Genomic DNA, 21426 nt, shown 5'->3' with positions numbered 1-21426 from the left:
GAGGAGATCGACTACCCATGAGCACGTCACAGGCCCCGCTCCGCTGGTGCGGAGACGGCTACCCGAGCGTCGACCCGGCCGGGATCCACCAGGTCCTCGCCCAGGTGGAGCACCCCTGTTTCATCGTGTCCACGGCCCAGGGCGTCGGCGCGGTCGCCGGCGGAACGGCGGCCGCGAGCGGAGAGGGCCCGGCCGTCCTGGCCGCCGCCCCGCCCCTGCCCCCGCACCGGCTGGGCTCGGCCGGCTTCCGCGCCGCGCACGGCGTACGGCAGTCGTACATGGCCGGTGCGATGGCCGGCGGTATCGCCTCCGCCGAGCTGGTGATCGCGCTGGCCCGCCACGGCTTCCTCGCGTCCTTCGGCGCGGCGGGCCTGCTCCCCCGGGACATCGAGAAGGCGCTGGCCCGGTTCGCGGCCGAGATCCCCGGGCTGCCGTACGCCGTCAATCTCATTCACAGCCCCAGTGAGGAACGGCTGGAGCGCGAGGCGGTCGAGCTGTTCCTGCGCCACGGAGTGCGGTGCGTGGAGGCCTCCGCCTTCCTCGGGCTGACCCCGCATCTGGTCCGCTACCGGCTCACCGGGCTGCGCCTCGACCCGGCGGGCCGGATCGTGGCCGAGCACCGGGTCATCGCCAAGGTGTCCCGCGCCGAGACCGCCGAACGGTTCATGCGCCCCGCGCCGGCGGCCATGGTCGACGCGCTGCTGCGGGACGGCCTGATCACCCAGGAGCAGGCGCGGCTCGCCCATCATCTGCCGCTCGCCGACGACATCACGGTGGAGGCGGACTCCGGCGGGCACACCGACCGCCGCCCGCTTCCGGCGCTGTTCCCGGTGATCCTGCGCCTGCGCGACCAGATCCAGCGCGAGCACCGTTACGCCACCCCGATCCGGGTGGGCGCGGCCGGTGGCCTCGGCACCCCGACCGCGGTCGCCGCCGCGTTCGCGATGGGCGCCGCCTACGTGGTGACGGGTTCGGTCAACCAGTCCTGTCTGGAGTCCGGCACGTCCCCGGCCGCCCGCGCGCTGCTGGCGCAGGCGGACGTCACGGACTGCGTGATGGCTCCGGCCGCCGACATGTTCGAGATGGGCGTGGAGCTCCAGGTCCTGCGGCGGGGTTCGATGTTCGCGATGCGGGCCCAGCAGCTGTACCGGCTCTACCAGGCGTACGACGGTATCGAGGCGCTGCCCGCCGAGGAGCGCGCGCGGCTGGAGTCCCAGGTCTTCAAGCGGCCGTTGGAGGACGTCTGGCGGGAGTGCGTCGAGTACTTCAGCCGACGCGACCCGGACCAGCTGAACCGGGCCGCCGGCAATCCCAGGCGCCGGATGGCGCTGGTGTTCCGCTGGTACCTGGGCATGGCCTCCCGCTGGGCGGTGACGGGCGAGGCCGACCGGGCCTCCGACTACCAGATCTGGTGCGGCCCGGCGATGGGCAGCTTCAACGCCTGGGTGTCCGGCAGCTACTTGAAGACCCCCGAGAACAGGACCGTGGCCGACGTGGCCCATCACCTGATGCGGGGGGCGGCCTTCCACACGCGCGTCGCCCAGCTGGCCACCTCGGGCGTGACCGTCCCGGCCTCGGCGGCGGACTACCGCCCGGTGCCGCTGGAGTTGCCCGCGCTCATGGAGGCCGCCGGATGAGCGCCTTGACTCCGGAGGGCGTGGAGGAACTGCTGGGGAACCCCGAGGACCCGGGCAACCCGTACGGTTTCGCCGCCGCCGTCGCCCGTGACGAGGCCGACGCGCACCCCGACGAGCTGTGCCAGGCGCTCGTCTCGGCGGGCTTCCACCTGAACTACCTGCCCGAGGAGTGGGGCGGCGCGTTCGGCTCCTTCGACCGCAGCCTGACCCTGGTGCGCGCCGCGGCCCGCCGGGACGTGAACGTGATGCCGGGCACGATGTTCGGCATCATCGCCGCGACCTGCCTCCAACTGCACGGCGACGAGGAGCAGCGGCGGCGGGTGGCGGAGATCCTGACCCGTGGCGGCTCGGTCGGGTTCGCCCTGACCGAGGCCGAGCACGGCAGCGACCTGCTGGCGGGCGAGGTGCGCCTCGACGAGGGCGGGCGGCTGTACGGCGAGAAGTGGATGGTCGGCAACGGCCTGCGCTGCGAGGCCGTCTACGTGGTGGCCCGCACCGGCGAGCGCGGACCGGGCGCCTTCTCCGCGTACCTGCTGGACACGGCCGAGGCGGAGCGGCGGGGCGGGCTGGTCCGCGAACCGGCTCCCCGCACGGGCGGTATGCGCGGCATCGACACCGCGCGGCTGCGCTTCACCGGGCTGCCGGTGCCCGAGGACGCCCTGGTGGGCAAGGCCGGCGAGGGTCTGGAGGTGGCGATCCTCGCCCAGCAGGCCGTACGCCTGATGAGCATGGCCGGCAGCCTCGGCTGCGCGGACAGTGCGCTGCGCCTGACCCTCGGCTTCGCCGGCGGGCGCCGCGTCACCGAAGGGCGCCGCGCCGCCGGCACGCCCCTGGACCGGACACCCCACGCCCGCCGCGAACTGGCCGTCGCCTCGGCGGCGTTGGTGGCGGCCGACGCGGTGGCGCTGGCCGCGGCGCGGGGTGTCCATGTCGTACCCGAGGTGTTCAGCGTCTGGGCGCTCGCCGCCAAGCACGTGGTGGCGGAGGCGGGCGACGAGCTGATGCGGCGCTGCGCGGGCGTGCTCGCCACCCGATCGGTCCTGCGCGAACAGGCGCCGGGCTCCGGGCTGTTCCAGAAGCTCCAGCGGGACGCTGCGGTGGTCCGGGTGATCGACGCCAGCCCGCTGGCCAACCTGCGCGCGTACGCGGCCCAGATCCCCACTCTCCTCACCCGCGACGGGGTGACCGAGCCGGACACCCTGCGCCGGATCTTCGCCCTCGACGCCGAGCTGCCGCCGTATGAGCCCACCCGGCTCGACCTGGTCGCCCGGGGCGCGGATCCCGTCCTGGGCGGACTGGGCGGACTGGGCGGGGCGGCCAGGGCGGCCGGGGCCGTTCACGCGGAGCTCACCGACCCGCGCGCGGCGGCTCTGGTGCGGCGACTGGCCGACGCCGTCGCCGAGTTGGGTCCCGAGGCCGCCTCGGTCCGGCGGTCCGGCGCCGATCCCAACGCCCTGGTGGACCTCGCCGAGCGCTACGCGTGGCTGCACGCGGCCGCGGTCTGTGTCCACCTGTGGTGGGCGAACCGGCACCGGTCACTGTACGGGGGCGAGCCGGGCGCGTCCGGCTGGCTGCGGGCGGCCCTGGCCTTCCTGCTCGCGCGCGCCGACGGCGTCGATCCCCGCCGCTGCGGCCCCGATCTGCTGCCCGCCGTCGACGCCGTGTCCGCGCTGCGCGAGAACGGCCTGCTGTTCACCGCCGCCCCCGTGCGGGTGGCGGCCGAGTCCTGAGGAGACCGTTCATGCCCAAGGCCGACCTGACCGACCTGGCGACGCGGCTCGAGGAACACCTCGGCGACCCGCACGATCCGGGCAGCCGGATGTCGTACCGCACGGTCCTGGAGTACGACGAACGCGAGACATATCCCTACGACTTCGTGGGCGCGCTGCGCGCCTGGGGCGTGCCCGAGTACGCCCTGCCCGGGGAGCAGGGCGGCAGGGCGGGTGACGTCGAGGCGGAGTTCAACCTGCTGCGCCTGGTCGCCCGCCGTGATCCGACCACCGCCACCGCCCTGATCATCACCAACCTCGGCTTCATGCCGCTCTGGATCGCCGGCACGGACGAGCAGAAGCGGCGGGTGGTCCATGACGTCCTCCACGGCTACCGGTTGTCCTGGGGGCTGTCGGAGCGCGCCTCCGGCAGTGACCTGCTGGCGGGCGCGATGACCGCCGAGCGGGTCGACGGCGGCTACCTGCTGACCGGTGAGAAGTGGCTGATCGGCAACGCCACCTGGTCCGACGGGATGACCGCGCTCGTCCGTACGAGCGAGCGCGGCGGCCCGGCCGGCTTCTCGCTCTTCGTCCTCGACAAGCGGACCGCCCCGGTCGGGACGGTGGCGGAGCTGCCTCGCGAGCGGCTGCACGGACTGCGCGGCATGGACATCAGCGGTCTGCGCGTCGAGAAGTTGTTCGTGCCCGAGTCGGCCCGGATCGGTGCCGAGGGGCAGGGGCTGGAGATCGCCCTGAAGTCCACCCAGATCGCCCGCGCCCAGATCAGCTGCCTGGCCATGTCGGCCGTCGACACCGGGCTGCGGCTGACCCTCGACTTCACCGAGGGCCGCGTCCTCTTCGGCCAACCGGTCAGCGACATCCCCTACAGTCGGCGCCAGATCACCGAGTGCTTCGCCGACCTGATGGTCGCCGACGCGGTCAGCCTCGGTGCCGTACGTGCCCTGCAGGTGGCCCCCGAGCAGGTCAGCGTCGGGTCGTCGGTGGTCAAGTACTTCGTGCCGACGCTGATGGAGCGCTCCATGTCGCAGCTGTCGGTGGTGCTGGGCGCCCGTTTCTTCCTGCGCGGCCACCCGCACTACGGGGTGTTCCAGAAGCTGATGCGCGACCTGCTGGTGGCCAACTTCGCCGACGGCAACACGGTGGTGAACCTGCGCAACCTCGGGCAGCAACTGCGCTCCCTGCTCGTGACGGCGTCGGCCACGCCCAAGGACGACGGCCTGCGCCGCACGGCGCGGGAGCGGGCCGCCGTCCTGTACGGCATCACCCGGTCCATGCCGGCGTACGAGCCGTGGAGGCAGGAGCTGTCCAGCCGGGGCCGGGACGACACGGTGCTCGCGGCGCCCGACGGGATCAACAGGCTGCGCGCCCTCGCGGAGGAGGACAAGGAGGACGAGGAGCGGGACAGGCTGTCGCGCGCCGCCGACGTGGCCACGGAGTTGCTCGACCACGTCGGTTCGCTCACCACCCGTTGCGAGGAGCTGCGTTCCCGGCTGGGCCGCGACTTCGGCCAGTGCGCCGAGCTGTTCGACCTGGCCAAGGAGTACTGCCTCGTGCACGCCGCCGCCGCGTGCGTGCTGACCTTCGTCCACTCCCACGAGGCCTTGGAGGAGCCACTGCCCAGCGGGGCGGTGCTGCTGCTCCAGCTCGAACGGCTGCGCAGGCATCTGCGTCCGCACGAGGCGGTCACGGGCGAGAGCGACATCGACGAGGTGATGCGGGTGCTGCGCCACCTGCACCAGGGCGACCGGCTGTTCTCGTACTGGCAGTTCCCACTCGCCCCCCGCACGGCCGACCAGGCCGCCGCCCGCCACTGAGCGCGACCAGGAGGACGACGTGAACGATCCGCGGGCGGTGGACCTGTGGACGCTGCCGGAACACCGGGTCCCGGAGCTGTCCCTCCACATGGGCGGACTCGGCCTCCTCACCCCGGAGGAACGCACACGCCACCGCCGACTGCGGCGCACCGGATCCCGGCACCGCTTCCTGGGCGGGCGCCTGCTGTGCCGGCTGGCCCTCAGCGCCCGCACCGGACTGCCGCCGGACGCCTGGCGGTTCGCCGTCACCCGGCAGGGGCGTCCGGAACTCGCCGCGGACCACGGCGGGCTGCGCTTCAACCTGTCCCACACCGACGGCCTGATCGTCTGTGTGGTGACCCGCGGGCGCCGCTGCGGTGTGGACGTGGAACGCGTTCCCTTCGACGACGAGAAGACGCGGCTGCTCGACACCTTCCTCGGCGGGGTGTCCGGCGGCGCCGTGAGCGAGCGATGGGTGCTGACGGAGGCCTACCTCAAAGGACTCGGCGTCGGTCTGGCGGACGGGCTCCAGGGTCTTGCCTTCCGACGTCACGGCGGCGGCCGGTTCACCGTCACCGACCACCGCAGGCCGGCCGGGGCGGCCCGCTGGCGACTCGACCTGCTGCGCCCGTCCCCGCACCACCTCGTGGCCGTCGCGACCGAGGACGGCGGGCCCCCGCGCCACCGCGAACCCGCCTGGACCGCACTCACGCCAACCCCGTGACCCCGCCCCGTACAGCTCCGTACAGCTCCGTACAGACCCATACAGACAAGGACCTCTCATGTCCCAGCCCATCCCGAACATCGCCGTGATCGGCGCCGGCCCCGCCGGGATCTCCGCCGCCTACCGACTGCGCGACCGCGCCCGGATCACCGTCTTCGAGCGCGAGCCCCGCCCCGGCGGCCACGCCAACACGGTCGAGGTCGAGGAGAACGGCCGCGTCCTCGGTCTGGACACGGCGTTCATCGTCTTCAACCAGCCCGCCTACCCGCGGCTGTGCGGCTTCTTCGACGAACTCGGCGTCGAGACCGTCCCCCACCCCGGAGGCTTCACCTTCTTCGACCTCGACAGCGGACTGGAGTTCGGCAGCGACGAGCTCGAACTGGACGAGGCCTCCATCGAGGAGCGCTACGCCGCTCGGTACCCCGAATTCCCGAACGTCTGGCGGGAGGTGCGCCGCTTCCACGAGGAGGGCCGCCGTGACTTCGTGCGCGGCCGGGCGACCATGTCGATGGGCGAATACCTCGATCAGGGCGGATACAGCATGGAGTTCCGCCACTCGTACCTGATCATGCTCTGCTCCGCCGTCTGGTCGGTGCCGGCGGAGCTGGTCTGGGAGATTCCGGCGGCCACGGTGATCGCGTTCTTCGTCGGCCACGGCGAGGGCGGACTCGGGGGCCGGCGGGTCGACTGGCGGACGGTGGGCGGCGGTTCGATCTCCTACGTCCGCAAGGCACTCGCGGCGATCGGTCCGGACCTGCGCGTGTCCGAGCCCGCGACCGCCGTCCGGCAGAAGGCGGACGGGGTCGCCGTGACCACCGCGTCCGGCACCGAGACGTTCGACTACGCGGTGCTGGCCACCCACGCCGACGAGGCCTTCGCCCTGCTGGAGAACCCGACCGACGCACAGCGCTCCGCGCTGGAGGGCATCCGCTACAGCAGTTCCAAGGCGGTGCTCCACACCGACCCTTCCTTGATGCCGACCGCCCGGGAGAGCTGGCTGGCCTGGAACTACGGAAAGGTCCGCAGGGACGGCGGCACCCACTGCTTCGTCACCTACTACCTGAACAAGTTGCAGGACTTCACGGCCGAGAAGGACTACTTCGTCATCCTCGACCCGCCCCGTGACCTCGACCCCGAGTCGGTGATCGCCGAGTTCGACTACACCCACCCGGTCATCGACGTGGCGGTGCGCGAGCGGCAGTCCGTGATCTACCAGGCCAACGAGGGCCCCCGGGTGAAGCTGGCCGGGTCGTACTTCCACTCCAGGCAGCTGGGCCCGGACCTGATCGGCTCCCACGAGGCCGCGTTCTCGTCCGGGGCGGACGCGGCGGCACAGCTGCTGAGCGAGCTGAGCTGAGCCTCGGCGGGGCTCCGCTCCGGCCATTGGATAGTCCCACTGTCTAGCCTTTGGATAGCTTCACTGTCTAAGATGGATAGTGGAGGTATCCAAGGCACTGCGTGAATGACCGCATGACCGCATGACCTCTCTCCCCAGCCCTCTCACAGGAGTCCCATCCATGACGCTCTCCGAAAAGACCCCGGACGTCGAGGAAGCAGCCGTCACCCCACCGGGCGAGGGCCGGCGCGTGCCGCTGTGGCTGGCGATCGTCGCGGCCAGCGTGCCGATGTTCATGGTCGCGCTCGACAACCTCGTCGTCTCGACCGCCCTGCACACCCTGGCCGTCGACCTCGACGCCACGACCCAGCAGCTCCAGTGGTTCGTCAACGCCTATGTCCTCAGCTTCGCCTGTCTGCTGATGACGGGCGCGGCGCTCGGCGACCGCTTCGGCCGCCGGCTCGTCTTCGTCATCGGCATCACCGTGTTCACGCTGTCCTCCATCGGCTGCGGACTGGCGGACACCAGCGAGCAACTGATCACCTTCCGCGCGCTCCAGGGCTTCGGAGCGGCGGCCGTGATGCCGCTGTCGCTGACCCTGCTGTCCCAGGCGGTGCCGGAGCGACTGCGCGGCATGGCGCTCGGCGTCTGGTCCGGGGTGAGCGGTCTGGCCGTCGCGATGGGCCCGGTGGTGGGCGGCGCGGTGGTCGACGGACTGGACTGGCGGTGGATCTTCTGGATCAACGTGCCGGTGTGCGTGATCGCCATCCCACTGGTGCTGTTCGCGCTGCGCGAGAGCAGGCTGCCCGGCACGCGTCTCGACCTCGTCGGCATGGTGCTGGCGGCGGCCGGGCTGTGCGCGGTCGTGTGGGGCATCGTCCACGGTGAGACCGACGGCTGGACCTCGGGCACGGTGCTCGGCGCGTTCGCGGGCGGCGCGGTGCTGCTGGCCCTGTTCGTCGCCTGGGAGGCCAGGGTCCCGCAGCCGATGCTGCCGCTGTCCTTCTACCGCGTACGGGCCTTCACCCTGACCAACGTCGTGTCGGCGGCCATGTACTTCGGCGTCTTCGGCGCTCTCTTCCTGCTGGCCCAGTATCTGCAGATCGTGCCGTCCCGCACCCCGCTGGAGGCCGGCGTGCGCACCCTGGCCTGGACGCTCATGCCGATGTTCGTGGCTCCCGTCGCCGGTCTGCTCACGGACAAGGTGGGCGGCGGCCGGCTGATGGCGCTCGGGCTGTTCCTCCAGGGCGTCGGGCTCGGCTGGATCAACCTCGTCGCGGACACCGACACCGCGTACCCGTCCCTGGTCGGACCGATGGTCGTGGCCGGTATCGGCATGGGCTTCGTGTTCGCGCCCACCGCCGCGGTCGTCCTCGGCTCCGTGGCCAAGGAGCACGCGGGCAAGGCGTCCGGCGCCAACACCACGGTCCGCGAGATCGGGGGCGCCCTCGGCATCGCGGTCCTCAGCACCGTGTTCGTGGCGTACGGCAGCACGCGTACGCCGCAGGAGTTCGTCGACGGGCTGCGGCCCGCGGTGTGGGTCGGTGTGGCCGTGGTGTTCGCCGGCGCGCTGTGCGCGCTCGGCATCCCGCGGCACCCGCGGCCCGCGGAGGACCGACAGGACTGAGTCTCCTTCAGCCGACAGGGGCTGCCCGGTGCGGACGGACGCACCGGGCAGCCCCTTGTGCCGAGGTGCTGACACGGTGATCACCGGGCGGCACAATGGCGGACGGTTCCGAAGGGGGAGAGACGTGAGTGACGAGCAGCGACTGCCGGGCCGGCTGAACACCTCCGTGGCGCACAACGCCCGCGTCTGGAACTACTGGATCGGCGGCCGGGACAACTACGAGGTCGACCAGCGGGTCGGCGAGCACGTCGCCTCGATGTTCCCCGTCATCCGGGACATCGCCCGCGCCGACCGCGAGTTCCTGGGCCGGGCGGTGCGGTTCCTGGCCGAGGAGCGCGGCGTGCGGCAGTTCCTGGACATCGGCACCGGACTGCCGACGGCGCAGAACACCCACGAGATCGCCCAGCAGGTCGCCCCCGAGTCGCGCATCGTCTACGTCGACAACGACCCCGTCGTCCTCCTGCACGCCCGCACGTTGCTGACGGGCACGCACGAAGGCGTCACCGACTACATCGACGCCGACGTGCACGACCCGGACTCCGTGCTCGAACAGGCCGCGCGCACACTGGACTTCACCCGGCCGGTCGCGGTCATGATGCTGGGCGTCCTCAACTTCGTCCTGGACACCGGCAAGGCGCGCGACATCGTGCGGCGGACCATGGCGGCGGTCCCCTCGGGCAGCTTCCTCGTCCTGACGCACCCCACGTCCGACGCCGACCTCGGTGGTGAGGGCCAGATCCCCGCCATGAGGTTCTGGAACGAGAACGCCACTCCGCCCATCACCGCCCGCAACCGCGCGGACGTCACGGCGTTCTTCAAGGGACTGGAGCTGCTCGGTCCGGGGCTGGTGTCGTGCTCGCACTGGCGTGCCGACTCCGACTCCCCGGTCGTGGTACCGCAGTTCGGGGCGGTGGCCGTGAAACCCTGAGCCGAGCAGCGAGCACGCGAGGAGGACGTATGACGACCCTGGCCGATCCGGTGCCCGGCGGCCGCCCGAAAGACGTCGGGCGGGCCAGGGCACAGGCCAAGGACCTGTCCACGAAGGGCGTGCACGGTGTCGTCCTCGCCTACGTCGACACCGCGGGCATCTGCCGGGTGAAGACGATCCCGGTGTCCCGGCTCGCCTCGGCCTCGGCCTGGGGCGTCGGGATGTCACCGGTGTTCGACACGTTCCTCGCGAACGACTCCATCGTCACCACCGACGTGCTCGGCTCACCGGACGGCGACCTGCGTCTCTACCCCGACCTCGACCAGGTCGTGGCCCTGTCGGCACAGCCCGGCTGGGCGTGGGCCCCGGTCGACCGGATCACCCAGGAGGGGGCGCGGCACCCGGCGTGCAGCCGCACCTTCCTGCGCCGGATCGTCAGGGACGCGGTCCTGCGCCACGGCGTCGAGTTCAAGGCGGCCTTCGAGGTCGAGTGGTCCGTCGGTCAGGCCACGGCACCCGACGACACGTTCGTCCCCGGCGTCACGGGCCCGGCTTACAGCGCCACCCGGCAGGTCGAACTGAGCGACTACACACTGGAGTTGCTGACGTCCTTCGCGGAGCAGGGCGTCGAGGTCGACCAGATCCACCCCGAGTACGCGGCAGGCCAGTTCGAGATCTCGGTCGGCGCGCTGGACCCGGTGGCCGCCGCGGACCGCAGCGTGCTGGTACGGCAGACCATCCGTGCGGTGTCGCGGCGCCACGGACTCCGGGCGTCGTTCTCGCCGGCCGTGCTCGCCGGGGGCGTCGGCAACGGCGGGCACATCCACCTCTCGGCCTGGCGCGGCGGGGTGAACCTCCACGCCGGGGGCGACCGACGGTACGGCATGACCGCCGAGGCCGAGGCGTTCGCGGCGGGCCTGCTCGCGCGCCTCCCCGCGCTGACGGCCGTCACCGCCCCGTCCCCGGCCAGCCATCTGCGGCTCAGACCGTCGCAGTGGGCCGGGGTGTTCACCGCCTGGGGACGCGAGACCCGTGAGACCGCGGTACGCGTCATCACCGGGACGACGGGCCGCCAGGACAGGGAGGCGAACCTGGAGGTCAAGCCCGTCGACCTGGCCGCCAACCCGTACCTCGCCCTCGGCTGCGTGATCGCCGCCGGACTCGACGGCCTGGAGTCGGCCGCGACCCTCCCCGAGGAGACCACGGGGGACCCCGCGCGTCTCGCCGCCGAGGAGGCGGCGGCCCGTGGCGTGCGCCGCCTGCCGACCTCACTGGCGCAGTCCGTCGAGGAGTTCCGCCGCGACGAGGTGCTGCGCGCCGCGCTGGAGCCGGTCCTGGCCGACGCCGTGATCGCCGTGCGCCTCGGCGAGATCGAGGCCGTGGCCGGACTGGACGACGAGCTCGTGGCGGAGGCATACCGGTGGAAGTACTGACGTGAGCGCCGTGCCCTCCGCCACGGGGCCGGTCCACGAGGCTCTGGCCGAACTACCGCTCGTGGACCACCACTGCCACGGCGTGGTCACCTTCGATCCGGACATGGAGAGGTTCGGGTCGCTGATCACTGAGGGCGATGCCTGGCCCGGCAGCGGAATCTCGCCCTTCGACACTCCGCTCGGCGTGGCGATCCGCCGCCACTGCGCTCCGCTCCTGAACCTGCCTCGGCACGCGCCCGCCGGGGAGTACCTGGCACGGCGTGCCGAGCTGGGCTGGCGCGAGGTGAACCGACGGTTCGTCACGGCCGCGGGAACCGACGTGTTCTGCGTCGACACCGGGTACGCCCCGGACGACATCACGACACCCGCGGAACTGGCGGCGTCGGCCGGTACCGCCGCAGCCTACGAGGTCGTACGACTGGAGAGCGTCGCCGAGACCATCGCGGCAGCGGGCGTGGAACCGGGCGAGTACGCCACCGCGTTCCGCGCCGCCGCACAGGACGCAGCCGAGCGGCGGGACGTGGTGGCGGTGAAGTCGGTCACGGCCTACCGCACGGGCTTCGACCTGGACCCGAGCCGTCCGTCGGACGCGGACGTCACGGCGGCGGCCACGCGCTGGCTGAACACCAGGAGTTCGGGCTTTCGACTGGAGGACCCCGTCCTCGTACGGCACTTGCTGTGGACCGCCGTGGACCTCGGACTCCCTCTCCAACTGCACGTCGGCTTCGGGGACAGCGACATCCGGATGCACCGGGTGGACCCCACCCACCTGACCGACTGGCTGCACCTGACCTCCGGCACCATCCCGGTCATGCTGCTGCACTGCTGGCCCTACCAGCGCCAGGCCGCCTATCTGTCGGCGGTGTTCGAGCAGGTGTACCTCGACGTCGGCCTCACCCTGCACCACGTCGGCCCGACGCGGGCGCGTGCGGTGCTGGAGGAGGCGCTGGAGATCACCCCGTTCCGCAAACTGCTGCACAGCTCGGACGCGTACGGGGTGGCCGAGTTCTACCACCTCGGTGCCCTGACCTTCCGCCACGGCCTGGCCGACCTGCTCCAGTCCCGGGTGGACACCGACGAACTGAGCCTGCCGGACGCCATACGGATCGCCGGCTGGACGGCCCGAGAGAACGCAAGTCACGTCTACGGCTTTTAGGGGCACGGAAAACTGCGCGACAAGCCACGACGAACCCGCAGCCGCCCACTCGCAACCCGGCAGACCCGACTCCCCACCCACGACGGAGTCACTCCGTACCCAGCCCGTCGATCAGCCGATTCAGAAAACGAGCGAAGGTGGCCTCCGGATCAAGCGCACGCCCCGGCGCAGCCAGCACCTCGGCAAGCTCCGGATGCCGCCCGTCGGCCGCAACGGCAGCCAGGTAACGAGATTCCGCAGCCACCCGTTCAGCCGACCGCGCCGCTGACGCCTGCGCGAGCTCATGGGCCACATGCCCGGCCACGAACGCGGTGAGCTGGGCGAACGCCTCCACCCTCGCCACGCCGTCCAGACCGGTGGGCCGCAGCGCGGCAAGCGCACGTTCAAGGAAGGCAAGGGTGTTGGGGCCGGGCACGCGCCGGGTGGACAGGGCGGCGGGCAGCCAGGGGTGGCGCAGCATGAGGTCACGCTGGAGGTGCGCGACGGCCCGTAGGTCGGCACGCCAGTCGCCGGTGGGGCCGGGGGCCGCCGGCAGTTCGCCGCTGACGTGGTCCACCATCAGCTCCAGCAGCGTCTCCTTGTCGGGCGCGTAGCTGTAGAGCGACATGACGGCGGCTCCGACCCTTTCGGCGACCCGTCGCATGGTGACCGCTTCGAGCCCTTCGGCGTCCGCCAGGGCGACGGCCGCCTCCGTGATCGCCTCGCGGCTGAAGGCAGGCTTGCGGCCTCTGCGGGGCCGGTCGTGGCCGAGCCAGAGCTGTTGGGGGTCGACGCCCGTGGCGCCGGACCCGCCGTCACGGGTCACCGTGTTCCTCTTCCTCTCCTCGTCGCGGCCTCGTCACCGCGGCCCTTGCCGTCGTCATCCAAGCATGCTCTATTCTCGTACGACGTACGGAATTAGAGAAGGGGGACCCATGACATCACGCACCCACGACACCGCCGACGCCGCGTCGAGGCCTGCCTGGACACCTCCCACCGGGAAACCGCCGCTGTCGTCACGGCTGTTGAGGGCGACCTGGCGTGGCCTTCCGGCCAGGCGGTACGAGGTCGGATGGGAGCCGGGGCTGAAGGTCCCGGGTGCCGACGGCAGCCCGCTGGTCACCGACCACTACTTCCCCCGCGCCGAGGGAGACTTCCCGACCCTCCTCGTGCGCTCGCCCTACGGCAGGCGCATACCGTGGTCCCCGATGTACGGCGTGCTCTTCGCCGAACAGGGCTTCCACGTGGTCCTGCAGAGCTGCCGCGGCACCGGCGGCTCGGGCGGCGCGTTCGACCTGTGGCGCAACGAGGCCGCCGACGGCCGGGCCACGGTCTCCTGGCTGCGGGGCCGGCCCTGGTTCACCGGCACCCTGGGGACAATCGGCACCAGCTATCTGGGCTACGTGCAGTGGGCGCTGGCCCTGGACCCGCCCCCGGAGCTGAAGGCGATGGTCATGCAGTCGGGTCTGCACGATCCCCACGCCCTGTTCTACGGGAACAGCGCTCTCCGGCTGGACAACGCGCTCGCTGTCGCCATGGGTATGACGTATCAGCACCGGGGTTTCGTACCGTTTTTGAAGGCGGCCCTGCGACTGAAGCGCCGGCTGCGCGAGATCACCACCGCCCGGCCGCTGCGCGGGGCGTACGCATCAGCCCTCGGCGACGAAGTGCCCTGGCTGGACGAGGTGATGACGCATCCGGACGCCGACGCCCCCTACTGGCACGGCGCGTCAGTGGCCGCAGCCGCGGACGGGTTGACCGTCCCGACCAGTGTGATCACCGGGTGGCACGACGCACTGGTCGACCAGAACCTCGAGCAGTACGGCCGACTGCGCCGGGCCGGATGCGAGACCGCTCTGCTCGTCGGCCCCTGGACCCACACCTCCGCGATGCAACAGGGCTGGCCCGAGGTGTTCACCGAGAGCCTCGCCTGGCTGCGCGCGCATCTGTGCGGCGACCCCTCAGGTCTGCGCTCCACCGCGGTGCGCGTGCACGTCGGCGGGGAGGACACCTGGCGCGACCTCGACGACTGGCCGACGGCCCCGGCCGCCACCACGGCATGGTTTCCCGCTCCGGACGGACACCTCATCCAGCAGGCGCCCACGGACCACGGCCCCCTGGCCTCCCTCCGCTACGACCCGGCCGACCCCACGCCGTCCGTCGGCGGCCCCCTGCTCTCCCCCGACGCCGGGCCTCGTGACAACGGCACTCTGGAGGCCAGGGCGGACGTCCTGACGTTCACCGGTCCTCCGTTGACCGGGCCCGTCGACGTCGTCGGCCCGGTCTCCGCGCGGCTGTCCGTCTCCACGGACACCGGACACGCCGATGTCTTCGTCCGGTTGTGCGACGTGGACGCCGAGGGCCGTTCCGTCAACGTCTGTGACGGGCTGGTCCCGGTGACGACGTCCGGCGGGGTTCCGTCCGAGGTCACCGCGGGAATGAGCGCCACCGCCCACCGGTTCGCGGCCGGTCACCGCATCCGCTGGCAGATCAGCGGCGGCGCCCATCCGCGCTACGCGCGCAACCCCGGCACCGGCCGGTCGCGGGTGGACGCCGTCGACTTCACCCCGGTGCGCATCACCCTCCACGGCGACTCGGCGCTGCTGCTTCCTCAGTGAGCGGTGAGGGACGCGGCGCGGTAGGCCGGGGAGTTCGTCAGCGCAGGGCTCCCTTCGTGGCGTCGGCGATGAACCCGCGGGCGAAGAAGGTGAACACCAGCACCAGCGGGATGACCGCCAGCAGCACTCCGGCCATCACCATGCTGTAGTCGGTGGAGTGGCCGGCGTACAGCTGCGCCAGTGCCACCTGGAGGGTGAGGCGGCTCGGGTCGACCAGCATGACCAGGGGCAGGACGTAGTCGTTCCAGGCGGCGATGAAGGTGTAGATGCCGAGGAACGCCAGCGCCGGGCGGACGCAGGGCAGCACCACGTGCCAGTACTGCCGGAAGAACCCGGCGCCCTCGATGCGGGCGGCGTCCAGCAGTTCGTCGGGGACGCCGGAGCTGGTGTACTGGCGCATCCAGAAGATGCCGAAGGCGTTGGCGGCGGCCGGCACGATGAGCGCCTTGAGGGTGCCCAGCCAGCCCAGCTGCACCATGATCTCGTACTGCGGGATGATCGCCAGCTGGGTCGGCAGGATGTACATCGCCAGGAGCAGTCCGAACAGGAACTTCTTGCCCGGGAACTCGTACTTGGCGAAGGCGAAGGCGGCCAGCGAGTCGAAGAACAGCACCAGCAGCGTCGTGCAGACCGCCACGATCATGGTGTTGAACAGCGACCCGAAGAAGTCCATCTTGTCGAACAGGTGCTGGATGTTGGTCAGCAGGTTGCCGCCGAACCACAGCTTCGGCGGGTAACTGTAGATGGCCTGCGAGGTGTTGGTCGCCATGACGACGATCCAGTAGAACGGGAACACCGAGATGAGGACGCAGGTCACCAGGATGACGTGGACGCTCAGGCCCCTCAGGCGTGTGCGGTTCTGGCTGTTCACGACCGTCGCTCCTTACGCTGCACCAGCCACCAGTTGATGGTGACGATGACCAGGATCAGCAGGAAGAAGGCCCAGACGATCGCGGCGCCGTAGCCGAAGTCGTTGTTGTCGAAGGCCTGGTGGTAGAAGTACAGCAGCGTGGTCAGGCCCGCCTGTCCCGGGCCTCCGGAGTTGGGGTTGGTGGAGGCTTCGCTGCCGAACAGCACCTGGGGCTCGGTGAAGCTCTGCAGGCCGGTGACGGTGGAGATCACCACGGTGAACAGGATGATGGGCCGCAGCAGCGGGATCGTGATGGAGAAGAAGATCCGTGCCGGGCCGGCCCCGTCCATCCTTGCGGCCTCGTACAGCTCCGAGGGGATGGCCTGGAGGCCGGCGAGGTAGATGATGGCGTTGTAGCCGGTCCACTGCCAGGTCATCAGGGCCGCGATCACCAGCTTGATCGTCCACTCGTTGCTCATCCATGGCACGGCCGACAGGTGCAGCCCCTTCAGGATGGCGTTGATGAGCCCGAAGTTGTTGCTGAAGATCGCGCCGAAGAAGATCGCGATGGCCACCAGTGAGGTGATACTCGGGATGAACAGGGCGACCCGGTAGAAGCCGGTGAAGCGCTTGGTGGAGTTCACCAGGACCGCCAGCACCAGCGCCATCAAAAGCATCGGCACGGTCGACAGCACCCAGATGACCAGGGTGTTGCGCAGGGACAGCCAGAAGACCGGGTCGTCCCACAGGAAGCGGAACTGCTGGAAGCCGACGAACTGCATGTCCCCGATGCCGTCCCACTTCTGGAACGCCAGGTACACCGTGTACAGCATCGGGAAGAGCATGAAGACGGAGAAGAGCAGGTAGTACGGCGAGACCGCCAGGTACTGCGGCCAGTACCGGGCGATCCCGCGCCGCGGCCCGCGCGGGGCCCCGGCCGACACCGGCCGGACCCGGCGGCCGGGCCGCCCCGGACCACGGCGGTGGCCCGAGGCCGGCCGCCCGGTGGGTCCGGCGGCGGGTCCCGAGGACGGACCGGTGGGAGCCGGACCGGCTACCGGGCTTGACGACATGTCACTTCACTCCCTGCCGCTGGGCGATCTGCTTGGCCTGGCTGACCGCGTCCTTCCAGGCGTCCTCGGGGTCCTTGCCCTTGGATTCGATGGCGGTCAGCTCGTTGTAGTAGGCGGCCGAGACCGCGGCGTCGGCCGGGGCCTCATAGGCCGCGGGGATCTTCTCGGCGGCCGGGCCGAAGATCTCGATGGTCTTCTGGCCGCCGAAGAAGGCGTCGCCTCCGGTCAGCGCGGGCAGCTTGTACGCGGCCGGGGCGGTCGGGAACAGGGCGGCGTCGGTGAAGCCGCGGGCCTGGTTCTCGGGGCTGAGGATCCAGGTGATGATCTTGAACGCGAGTTCCGGGTTGGCGCAGGTCGCCGGCAGCGCCAGGAAGGACCCGCCGAGGTTGGAGGCCCCGCCCGGCGAGCTCGCCACCCGCCACTTGCCCTTGGTGCCGGGGGCCGCGTTGGAGATGTCCAGCGCGTGCCAGGCGGCGCCCAGTTCGGTGCCGAGGGTGCCGTTGCCGATGGCGGCGTTCCAGGTGTTGTCGTTGATCTTGGCGTCGATCTTGAGGGTGTAGGGCTTCACCGCGGTGGTCCAGGCGGTGCGGATGTGGTCCTGGTCGCCGATGAACTTGTTGTCCGCGTCGATGAACCGCTGGGTGCCCTGGCCGATGATCATCGTGAACACCGAGCTGATGTTGTTGACCAGGAAGGTCTTCCCCAGGGCCTTGTGCAGTTCGACGCCGGCCTTGAAGTAGTCGTCCCAGGTGGACAGCTCGGCGGAGACCTTGGCCGGGTCGGTGGGCAGCCCCGCCTTCTTGAAGAGGTCCTCGCGGTAGAACATCGCGCAGGGGCCGATGTCGATGGGGAAGCCGATGAGCTTTCCGTCCTGGGTGGTGGCCTGCTTCAGCTTCCACGACAGGTACTGCGGGGCCAGCTTGTCGGCGCCGAGGGTGTTCAGGTCGATGAAACGGTTGGCGTTGGGCAGGAAGGAGGCGATGTCCTCGCCCTTGAGGCCGGTGATGTCGGGGGCGGACGCCCCGGCCTTCAGGCCGGTGAGCAGCTTGGTCTTGAAGTCGCCGCCGACAACGGAGGTCTTGATGGTGGCGTCCGAGAAGTGCTTCTTGGCGTCGGCCACGACCTTGTCGCTCAGGCCGCCGGCCCAGTACCAGAACTTCAGGTTCTTGCTGTCCTTGCTGCCACTCGATCCGGAGCCGCCGCACGCGGCGGTCAGACCCGTCGCCGCGGCGGTGAGCACGGCGGCCTCGAGGAATCGTCTGCGGGAAAGGTCCACGGTCTTCTCCTGGTGTTCGACATGTCCGGCAAGGACCTGCTGGTCGTGGGCGACGGTGGGCGCGGCGGGGTTCCGGCTGGCTGAAGATCGCCGGTTTCCGTGAACGCGCCTCGCTACCCGGAACGTGGTGAGCTGGTCCTCTCGGACGGTGCCGATGCGTCGGGGGCGGCGAAATATGCCTCTTCTCCGCTTCGGCCGACCGGAGTGGGGTCCGGGCCTGGCTCGAATTACGCAAGAGAGTGCACCCGGTGCGCGAGTTTGACAAGGGTCAAGCAGAGATCGAGACATTCCTGCGCGACTTTGCTTGAGTTTGGCGAGTTGGCGAGTATGGTCAGCGCATGCTCCCTGACCGAAGACATCAGCTGATCCTGCGCGTCCTTCGCGCGGAGGGGCCGACGACGGTGACCTCCCTGGCCGACAAGGTCGGGGCCAGCCAGGCCACCATCCGGCGCGACCTCGTGCAGCTGGAGGAGGAGGGGCTGCTCAAGCGGGTCTACGGCGGCGCGGCCCCCCTGGACGGTGAGGACGACCCGTTCGCCGACGTGGCCGCGGTCCGGGTCGAGGCCAAGGACGCGCTGGCGGCGTGGTGCGCCGAGCTGGTCAAGGACGGCGAGACGGTGCTGCTCGACATCGGCACCACGGCCCACAGAGTGGCGCGCCTTCTGCACGGCCGGTCCCTGACCGTGATCACCAGCAACCTGGCCGTCTACGAGGAGCTCCAGGACGACAAGGACGTCCAGCTGATCCTGCTGGGCGGTGTGGTCCGGCGCGACTACCGCTCGCTGGTCGGTTTCCTCACCGAGGACAATCTGCGACAGATCCACGCGGACCGGCTGTTTCTCGGCACGAGCGGAATCCGTCCCGACGGCCAGGTGCTGGACACCACCGCCGTCGAGGTGCCCGTCAAACGGGCGATGATCGCCGCGAGCGCCCAGGTGGTCCTGGTGGCGGACGCGGGAAAGTTCCCCGGCACCGGGATGGCCCGGGTGTGCGGGCCGGAGGACCTCGACGTCGTGGTGACCAACGCCCCGGGGCACGAGGCGACCTGCGGTCGGCTGCGCGAGGCGGGAGTTGAGGTGGTCGAGGTATGAGACTCACGATTCTGGGCGGCGGCGGCTTCCGGGTGCCGCTCGTCTACCGGGCGCTGCTGGGCGACCGCGGCGAGGGACGCGTGACCGACGTGACCCTGTACGACCTGGACGCCTCCCGGCTGGCGACCATCCGCAAGGTCCTCGCCGACCAGGCGGCCGGGCACCCCGACCCGCCCGCCGTCACCGTCACCACCGACCTCGACGAGGCGGTCACCGGAGCCGACTTCGTGTTCTCCGCCATCCGCGTCGGAGGGCTCGCCGGGCGCGCCGCCGACGAGCGGATCGCCCTGGAGGAAGGCGTCCTCGGCCAGGAGACCGTCGGAGCCGGCGGCATCTCCTACGGTCTGCGCACGATCCCCGTGGCCGTCGACATCGCCCGCCGCGTCGCGGCCCTCTCCCCCGACGCCTGGGTCATCAACTTCACCAACCCGGCCGGCATGGTCACCGAGGCCATGACCGCCCACCTCGGCGACCGCGTGATCGGCATCTGCGACTCGCCGGTGGGCCTCGGCCGCCGCGTCGCCGGAGCGCTCGGCGCCGATCCGGCCCACGTCCGCCTGGACTACGTGGGCCTGAACCACCTGGGCTGGCTGTGCGGCCTGTACGCCGACGGCCGGGACCTGCTGCCGTCGCTGCTCGGGAACGAGGCCGCGCTGACCTCCTTCGAGGAGGGCAAGCTCTTCGGCGCCGACCTACTGCGCACGCTCGGCGCGCTGCCCAACGAGTACCTGCACTACTACTACTTCCACCGCGAGTCCGTCGGCTCCGCCCGGGCCGCCGAACAGACCCGCGGCGCCTTCCTGCACTCCCAGCAGCAGCGCTTCTACGAGGCCATGGGCACCGACGGCACCGGCCCGCCGGCACCCCGTGCGGCCTGGCACGCCTGGGACGCCACCCGCCTGGAGCGCGAGACGACGTACATGGCGGAGAACCGCGACGCCGTCGGCATGGGCGAACGCGACTCCTGCGACCTGGAGTCCGGCGGCTACGAGCAGGTGGCCCTCGCCCTCATGCGGGCCATCGCCCTGGACGAGCGCACGGCCCTCATCCTCAACGTCCGCAACCGAGGACGGATCCCGGTCCTCGACGACGACGCCGTCATCGAGGTCCCTTGCCACGTCGACGCCAACGGCGCCCACCCCATCGCCGGCTCCCCGCTGCCCGACCACGGCACGGGCCTGGTGTGCTCGGTCAAGTCGGTCGAGCGCGCGGTCATCCGTGCCGCGACCACCGGCGACCGCGCCGACGCGGTCAAGGCACTGACGATCCACCCGCTGATCGACTCGTACGCCGTCGCCAGACGCCTGCTGGACGCCTACCAGCGCCACTTCCCCGACCTCGGCTACCTGGGCGGCTGAGCCGTTCCCGACGGCGAGTTCACGTCACGTAAGTGGGGCACCATGTCGGACCGGACACGTATCGAGCACGACTACCTGGTGGTGGGGGCCGGTTCGTCCGGAAGTGTCATCGTCAGGCGGCTGCTGAACCGAGGGCACTCCGTGCATGTCGTCGAAGCCGGTCCGCCGGACGACGACGAGCGGGTGCACAGTCCGCAGGGCTGGCCGCTGCTGCTCCAGTTGCGGCTGGACTGGGCGGCCATGACCGTGCCCCGGCGACACGCGGACAACATGCCCCTGTACTGGCCCCTCGGCAAGGTGTTCGGCGGCTGCAACCGCTGAACGGCATGATCTACGTCCGCGGGCACCGCAGCGACCACGACGCCTGGGCCTACCAGGGCCGTCCCGGCTGGGACCGGAACAGCGTGCTCCCCCTCTTCAAGCGGTCCGAGAACCCACGTGGGCGGCGAGAGCGCCTGGCAGAGCTTCGTCGCCCCGCTCCGCGGTGACGGCTCGATCCTTCTCGTGCAGACGGCGAACCGTCTGGCGGCGGAGTGGGAGCTGATGGCGCGCGAGATCCTCGGCAAGGCGCTCCACGTACAGCTACCGCCACTCCCGGACGCCTACGAGTTGTCCGAGATGTAGCCCGCACGACGGCGCCCCCGCACCGACTGGTGCGGGGGCGTTGCGCTGTCACAGCTGACGGTTGTCGGGCTCACTGCTGGACCGTCCGACGTGCTGTGCTAAGAGAGCATCTGATCTGAGTAGTTGGTAGTTAGGGATGATTTTGTGACGGCTGGTGTGGGCGGTCGTTAGGCAAGGTGTGAGTGCTCGTCGT

Annotated in this window: 18 protein-coding genes; 14 read left to right on the top strand and 4 right to left on the bottom strand. The window is 70.9% G+C overall.

Annotation, left to right across the window (positions count from 1 at the left end):
- Nucleotides 1–17: 17 nt before the first annotated feature.
- The 9 genes from AB0959_RS39565 to AB0959_RS39525 all read left to right on the top strand — a co-directional run bounded on the left by AB0959_RS39565 (nt 18) and on the right by AB0959_RS39525 (nt 12364).
- On the top strand, nt 18–1637 hold the full coding sequence (locus tag AB0959_RS39565) for a PfaD family polyunsaturated fatty acid/polyketide biosynthesis protein (protein WP_366831627.1): 1620 nt from the start codon (nt 18–20) through the stop codon (nt 1635–1637).
- Nucleotides 1634–3367, top strand: a complete 1734-nt coding sequence (locus AB0959_RS39560) for an acyl-CoA dehydrogenase family protein (protein WP_366831626.1) — start codon at nt 1634–1636, stop codon at nt 3365–3367. The genes AB0959_RS39565 and AB0959_RS39560 overlap by 4 nt, the downstream gene beginning before the upstream one ends.
- Before the next feature lie 11 nt (nt 3368–3378).
- Nucleotides 3379–5181 carry an acyl-CoA dehydrogenase family protein gene (locus AB0959_RS39555; RefSeq protein ID WP_366831625.1) on the top strand — a complete coding sequence of 601 codons (1803 nt, stop codon included), beginning with the start codon at nt 3379–3381 and terminating at the stop codon, nt 5179–5181.
- Nucleotides 5182–5200: 19 nt separating this feature from the next.
- Nucleotides 5201–5884 (top strand): 4-phosphopantetheinyl transferase, encoded by a 684-nt coding sequence (locus AB0959_RS39550; RefSeq protein ID WP_366831624.1) that lies wholly within the window; start codon nt 5201–5203, stop codon nt 5882–5884.
- Nucleotides 5885–5942: 58 nt separating this feature from the next.
- Nucleotides 5943–7241: an FAD-dependent oxidoreductase gene (locus AB0959_RS39545; RefSeq protein ID WP_366831623.1), complete on the top strand. Its 1299-nt coding sequence runs from the start codon at nt 5943–5945 to the stop codon at nt 7239–7241.
- 160 nt (nt 7242–7401) lie between these two features.
- The gene (locus AB0959_RS39540) at nt 7402–8847 is read left to right on the top strand and encodes an MFS transporter (protein WP_366831622.1); all 1446 of its coding nucleotides are present in this window, start codon (nt 7402–7404) and stop codon (nt 8845–8847) included.
- A 124-nt stretch (nt 8848–8971) separates the two neighbouring features.
- Entirely contained in the window at nt 8972–9775 is an 804-nt protein-coding gene (locus tag AB0959_RS39535) for an SAM-dependent methyltransferase (RefSeq protein WP_366831621.1), read from the top strand.
- A 29-nt stretch (nt 9776–9804) separates the two neighbouring features.
- A complete protein-coding gene (locus tag AB0959_RS39530) occupies nt 9805–11208 on the top strand; it encodes a glutamine synthetase family protein (protein ID WP_366831620.1) in 1404 nt (467 codons plus the stop codon).
- Nucleotide 11209: 1 nt separating this feature from the next.
- A complete protein-coding gene (locus tag AB0959_RS39525) occupies nt 11210–12364 on the top strand; it encodes an amidohydrolase family protein (RefSeq protein ID WP_366831619.1) in 1155 nt (384 codons plus the stop codon).
- An 88-nt stretch (nt 12365–12452) separates the two neighbouring features.
- On the opposite strand, the gene AB0959_RS39520 is transcribed toward AB0959_RS39525, so the two are convergent.
- Nucleotides 12453–13169, bottom strand: a complete 717-nt coding sequence (locus AB0959_RS39520; protein WP_366831618.1) for a TetR/AcrR family transcriptional regulator — start codon at nt 13167–13169, stop codon at nt 12453–12455.
- 109 nt (nt 13170–13278) lie between these two features.
- Here AB0959_RS39520 and AB0959_RS39515 point away from each other — a divergent pair, with 109 nt between their 5' ends.
- Complete coding sequence (locus tag AB0959_RS39515) at nt 13279–14961, top strand: CocE/NonD family hydrolase (protein ID WP_366831617.1); 1683 nt, start codon at nt 13279–13281, stop codon at nt 14959–14961.
- A gap of 37 nt (nt 14962–14998) precedes the next feature.
- Here the strand turns inward: AB0959_RS39515 and AB0959_RS39510 are convergent, their stop codons facing one another.
- From AB0959_RS39510 to AB0959_RS39500, 3 genes are all read right to left on the bottom strand, one after another.
- Nucleotides 14999–15832, bottom strand: coding sequence for a carbohydrate ABC transporter permease (locus AB0959_RS39510; RefSeq protein WP_366831616.1), 834 nt, complete (start codon nt 15830–15832; stop codon nt 14999–15001).
- Entirely contained in the window at nt 15829–16719 is an 891-nt protein-coding gene (locus AB0959_RS39505; RefSeq protein ID WP_366831671.1) for a sugar ABC transporter permease, read from the bottom strand. Before AB0959_RS39505 ends, AB0959_RS39510 begins: the two co-directional genes overlap by 4 nt.
- Nucleotides 16720–16885: 166 nt before the next feature.
- Entirely contained in the window at nt 16886–18160 is a 1275-nt protein-coding gene (locus AB0959_RS39500; protein WP_366831615.1) for an extracellular solute-binding protein, read from the bottom strand.
- 338 nt (nt 18161–18498) lie between these two features.
- On the opposite strand from AB0959_RS39500, the gene AB0959_RS39495 reads away from it, so the two are divergent.
- The 4 genes from AB0959_RS39495 to AB0959_RS39480 all read left to right on the top strand — a co-directional run bounded on the left by AB0959_RS39495 (nt 18499) and on the right by AB0959_RS39480 (nt 21233).
- Nucleotides 18499–19251: a DeoR/GlpR family DNA-binding transcription regulator gene (locus AB0959_RS39495; protein ID WP_366831614.1), complete on the top strand. Its 753-nt coding sequence runs from the start codon at nt 18499–18501 to the stop codon at nt 19249–19251.
- Nucleotides 19248–20609, top strand: a complete 1362-nt coding sequence (locus tag AB0959_RS39490) for a 6-phospho-beta-glucosidase (RefSeq protein ID WP_366831613.1) — start codon at nt 19248–19250, stop codon at nt 20607–20609. The genes AB0959_RS39495 and AB0959_RS39490 overlap by 4 nt, the downstream gene beginning before the upstream one ends.
- Before the next feature lie 42 nt (nt 20610–20651).
- Nucleotides 20652–20930 (top strand): NAD(P)-binding protein, encoded by a 279-nt coding sequence (locus tag AB0959_RS39485; RefSeq protein WP_366831612.1) that lies wholly within the window; start codon nt 20652–20654, stop codon nt 20928–20930.
- 117 nt (nt 20931–21047) lie between these two features.
- On the top strand, nt 21048–21233 hold the full coding sequence (locus tag AB0959_RS39480; protein ID WP_366831611.1) for a hypothetical protein: 186 nt from the start codon (nt 21048–21050) through the stop codon (nt 21231–21233).
- Nucleotides 21234–21426: the final 193 nt, after the last annotated feature.

This window comes from Streptomyces sp. NPDC046862 (assembly GCF_040704615.1).
Classification (GTDB): Bacteria; Actinomycetota; Actinomycetes; order Streptomycetales; family Streptomycetaceae; genus Streptomyces.
This window is presented reverse-complemented; position numbering and strand designations above follow the sequence as displayed.

Coding starts and splice junctions, on each gene's coding strand:
- AB0959_RS39565 (WP_366831627.1), top strand. CDS start 18: ATGAGCACGTCACAGGCCCCGCTCCGCTGGTGCGGAGACGGCTACCCG.
- AB0959_RS39560 (WP_366831626.1), top strand. CDS start 1,634: ATGAGCGCCTTGACTCCGGAGGGCGTGGAGGAACTGCTGGGGAACCCC.
- AB0959_RS39555 (WP_366831625.1), top strand. CDS start 3,379: ATGCCCAAGGCCGACCTGACCGACCTGGCGACGCGGCTCGAGGAACAC.
- AB0959_RS39545 (WP_366831623.1), top strand. CDS start 5,943: ATGTCCCAGCCCATCCCGAACATCGCCGTGATCGGCGCCGGCCCCGCC.
- AB0959_RS39540 (WP_366831622.1), top strand. CDS start 7,402: ATGACGCTCTCCGAAAAGACCCCGGACGTCGAGGAAGCAGCCGTCACC.
- AB0959_RS39530 (WP_366831620.1), top strand. CDS start 9,805: ATGACGACCCTGGCCGATCCGGTGCCCGGCGGCCGCCCGAAAGACGTC.
- AB0959_RS39515 (WP_366831617.1), top strand. CDS start 13,279: ATGACATCACGCACCCACGACACCGCCGACGCCGCGTCGAGGCCTGCC.
- AB0959_RS39495 (WP_366831614.1), top strand. CDS start 18,499: ATGCTCCCTGACCGAAGACATCAGCTGATCCTGCGCGTCCTTCGCGCG.
- AB0959_RS39490 (WP_366831613.1), top strand. CDS start 19,248: ATGAGACTCACGATTCTGGGCGGCGGCGGCTTCCGGGTGCCGCTCGTC.
- AB0959_RS39485 (WP_366831612.1), top strand. CDS start 20,652: ATGTCGGACCGGACACGTATCGAGCACGACTACCTGGTGGTGGGGGCC.